The organism is Rahnella inusitata, assembly GCF_003263515.1.
In the GTDB taxonomy this organism is placed as follows: Bacteria; Pseudomonadota; Gammaproteobacteria; order Enterobacterales; family Enterobacteriaceae; genus Rahnella; species Rahnella inusitata.
This window is the reverse complement of sequence record NZ_JYDE01000054.1, coordinates 1-3,566: the sequence shown is the minus strand read 5'-3', so window position 1 is coordinate 3,566 and position 3,566 is coordinate 1. Positions and strand designations below refer to the sequence as shown.

Genomic DNA, 3,566 nt, shown 5'->3' with positions numbered 1-3,566 from the left:
ACGGCCCATCTAAACCTGCTGCAAATCGCCTGATTCTCTAACAGCTTGAGCCGTTTGGAGTTGTCTGGGCAACGGCGGCATATATTACTTATTTAACTTTTCAGTGCAACTTTAATTTTCATAAAGATGCCTGACTGCTGGTTCTTCACACACTCAAGCCCAGAAAATGCACGATATGTACATTTTCCGGACCTGAATAAAGTTTTACTTTGCAGATAAACGTTTTTGAGCTTGTTTTGCCGCATCGGTATTTGGGTACTGTTTTACGACCTGCGTAAAGACGGCTTTGGCTTTATCAGCCTGACCTTTCTCCTGCATGATCACCCCAACCTTGTACATCGCGTCAGAACTTTTTGGAGACTTAGGGTAGTTTTTAACCACGACTGCAAAATAATACGCAGCGTCATCTTTCTTACCCTTGTTGTAATACAACTGACCTAGCCAGTAATTCGCATTAGGCAGGTAGGTTGAATCAGGATATTTTTTGACGAAACTCTGAAAAGCCGCAATGGCCTCATCATACTGTTTCTTTTCCAGCGCCAGTGAAACAGCCGCATTGTAGTCGCTGTTCACATCACCCGTACTTGCAGGTGCCTGAGCTGCACCGGCATCAGGCGCTGCTGCTGCGTTAGCAGAACCAGAGGCATCACCAGTGGCTGCGGCAGCGCCTGTACTGGCGGCTCCGGCAGACCCCTGACTCAGGCTGTCCATTTGCTGATACATTTGCTTCTGACGTTCAACGATTTGGTTCAACTGATACTGATTCTCCTGGATTTGACCACGAAGAGTATCTGCATCACGTTGGGAATCAGAAAGTTGCTGCTGGAGTTGAGTTAATAGCTGGCTATGAGCGTTAGAAATACGCTCCAGAGAGGTGACCCGATCTTCAATCGAGCCTGAGCCGACATTACTGATTGGCGCTTGGGCAGTAGCGGCCCATGGGACCGCTACGCCAACCAGTAACGACAGACTCAACAGGTGAGTTCTGAAGTTACTGCTCATGCGACTCTCTTAGTATACCAGTACGGCACGACGGTTTTTAGCGTAAGCCGCTTCGTCATGGCCCAGTACAGCTGGTTTTTCTTTACCGTAAGAAACGATAGAGATTTGGTCAGCAGAAACGCCTTTGCCTTGCAGGTACATTTTAACAGCAGTAGCACGACGTTCGCCCAAGGCGATGTTGTACTCTGGAGTACCACGTTCGTCAGCATGGCCTTCTACGGTCACTTTGTAAGACGGGTTGCTGCGCAGGAAAGCTGCGTGTGCATCCAGCATCTGAGCGAATTCAGAAGACACATCGTATTTGTCTAAGCCGAAGTAAACGATGTTGTTTTTCTGCAATTCTTGCATCTGCAGACGAGCTTGCTCTTCTGAAGACATGTTTGCGTTTTCAGTGCCAGCGCCAGTGTTCAGACCCATACCTGATTGGTCGTTATCTGCGTTCTTGTGTGAACTACAAGCAGCGACTGCCAGTACAGGCAATGCCAGCATCAGCCCTTTCAGAACTTTGTTCAGTTGCATCTATTCGATCCTTTTATAATTTTTTGCCATACATAGTTGTATATGCATCACAGATACGGCGACCAGGCAGGAAATTTGACCTGTCCATCAGTTGCCGGAAGACGCGCTTTGAAACGTCCATCAGTCGATACCAACTGCAACACGGAACCCAGACCCTGTGAAGAGCTGTAAATAACCATGGTGCCATTAGGAGCGAGGCTAGGCGTTTCATCCAGGAACGTGTCCGTCAATGTTTGAACGGCTCCCGTTGCCAGATCTTGTTTAGCGATGTGCTGTGTACCGCTGGCGCTGCTCACCATTACCAGGAATTTGCCATCTGCACTTACGTCAGAGTCCTGATTTTGAGAGCCTTCCCAGGTCAGACGCTGAGGCGCACCGCCATTAATATTCACTTTATAAACTTGTGGACGCCCACCCTGATCCGATGTGAAGGCCAGGTTCTGGCTGTCCGGGAACCAGGTAGGTTCAGTATTATTGCTGCGACCGTTAGTCACCTGGCTGATTTGGCCAGAGCCAAGGTTCATCACATACAGGTTCAGGCTACCGTCTTTAGACAGTGCGAAAGCCAGTTTGCTGCCATCAGGTGAGAATGCAGGTGCACCATTGTGGCGTGGGAAAGAAGCAATCTGTCGAACGCTGCTGTTTGCCAACGTCTGTACAACCAGCGCAGAACGGCCACTTTCAAATGTCACGTACGCCAGTTTGCTACCGTCTGGAGACCAGGCCGGAGACATCAGCGGCTCTGGTGAGCGGTGAACGACAAACTGATTGTAACCATCGTAATCCGCTACGCGCAGTTCATACGGGAACTTGCCGCCGTTGGTCTGCACGATGTAAGCGATACGGGTACGGAATGCACCTTTCACACCAGTGAGTTTTTCGAACACTTCATCACTGGCGGTATGGGCGGAATAACGCAGCCATTGCTTGGTCACTTTATACTGGTTTTGTGCCAGTACGGTGCCCGGCGCGCCAGAGGTATCGACCAGTTGGTAAGATACCACGTAGCTGCCATCGGCTGCAGGCTGAACCTGACCGATAACCACAGCATCGATACCCAGAGCTGTCCAGGCGGCAGGAGTGACTTCTGCTGCGGTGGCCGGCTGCTGAGGCATACGGGATGCATCAATAGGATTAAACTTGCCGCTATTACGTAAGTCAGCAGCAACGATGCCACCGACATCTTCAGGTGGAGTACCAGGACCTGCCCATTTAAATGGCACAACGCCAATCGGACGGGCGGTATCTACCCCTTGGGTAATTTCAATACGAACTTCTGCATGTGCTACAGATGCCCACATCATTAAAAGGCCGAACGCTACTCGAAATGCCTGCTTCATTGTATCTCCCTTATCTGGACGTATCTGCCCACGATAATTTAGCAGAATTTTAACAAACCAACGCATACAAAACTAGAATTACACACTGCAATCTATCGTAAAAATCTGAAAAGTTATTATTTTCATCTTTTACTGTGGTTTAAATCTCATTGGTGCATTTTTAAAGACTTCATACACTTCCTGACTCGGTGGCTTAGGGATCCGCGCTTGCTTAGCTGCGGTAACTGCAGCCTGACAGAGTGCAGGATCTCCACCTTCAGGTGTGACACTAATCAGCATACCATCGGGAGCCAACTTGATACGAAGATCACAGGTCCTCCCCGCATATAAACCACTGTCGTAGAATTTACTTTGAATAGCCGCTGTAACCTGACCAAGATACCCGTCAATCTCAGCCCCGGAAGCACCGCTTTTCTTACTGGCTCCCTTCCCTGCCGGAGCCGATGCCCCGCCGCCGCCCGTTGAACCTTTAGGCGCGTTCTTCGAATCAGCAAGACCATCGAATAAATTATCGGCATCCGCAGCGGCTTTTGCCGCCGCAGCTGCGGCCGCTTTCTTATCAGCAGCAGCCTTCTTCGCGGCGGCGGCTGCCTCAGCTTTCTTCTCTGCTGCCGCAGCCGCTTTAGCATCCGCAGCGGCTTTGGCATCGGCATCAGCCTGAGCTTTAGCATCTGCAGCGGCCTGTGCTTTCGCTTCGGCAGCAGC

General features: G+C 50.2%; 4 protein-coding genes. All 4 read right to left on the bottom strand.

Annotated features, from left to right (window positions below):
* Nucleotides 1-204: 204 nt before the first annotated feature.
* Nucleotides 205-1,002, bottom strand: coding sequence for a cell division protein CpoB (cpoB, locus tag TU92_RS22155; RefSeq protein ID WP_112169561.1), 798 nt, complete (start codon nt 1,000-1,002; stop codon nt 205-207).
* Between the two features lie 9 nt (nt 1,003-1,011).
* The gene (gene pal / locus TU92_RS22150; protein ID WP_056771674.1) at nt 1,012-1,521 is read right to left on the bottom strand and encodes a peptidoglycan-associated lipoprotein Pal; all 510 of its coding nucleotides are present in this window, start codon (nt 1,519-1,521) and stop codon (nt 1,012-1,014) included.
* A 47-nt stretch (nt 1,522-1,568) separates the two neighbouring features.
* A complete protein-coding gene (tolB, locus tag TU92_RS22145; protein WP_112169559.1) occupies nt 1,569-2,861 on the bottom strand; it encodes a Tol-Pal system beta propeller repeat protein TolB in 1,293 nt (430 codons plus the stop codon).
* Between the two features lie 129 nt (nt 2,862-2,990).
* A partial coding sequence (gene tolA / locus TU92_RS22140) for a cell envelope integrity protein TolA (RefSeq protein ID WP_112169557.1) occupies nt 2,991-3,566 on the bottom strand: 576 nt, incomplete at its 5' end.

What these genes read in the sequence shown, in the direction of transcription:
- pal (WP_056771674.1), bottom strand. Translation starts at nt 1,521, where the DNA reads ATGCAACTGAACAAAGTTCTGAAAGGGCTGATGCTGGCATTGCCTGTA.
- cpoB (WP_112169561.1), bottom strand. Translation starts at nt 1,002, where the DNA reads ATGAGCAGTAACTTCAGAACTCACCTGTTGAGTCTGTCGTTACTGGTT.
- tolB (WP_112169559.1), bottom strand. Translation starts at nt 2,861, where the DNA reads ATGAAGCAGGCATTTCGAGTAGCGTTCGGCCTTTTAATGATGTGGGCA.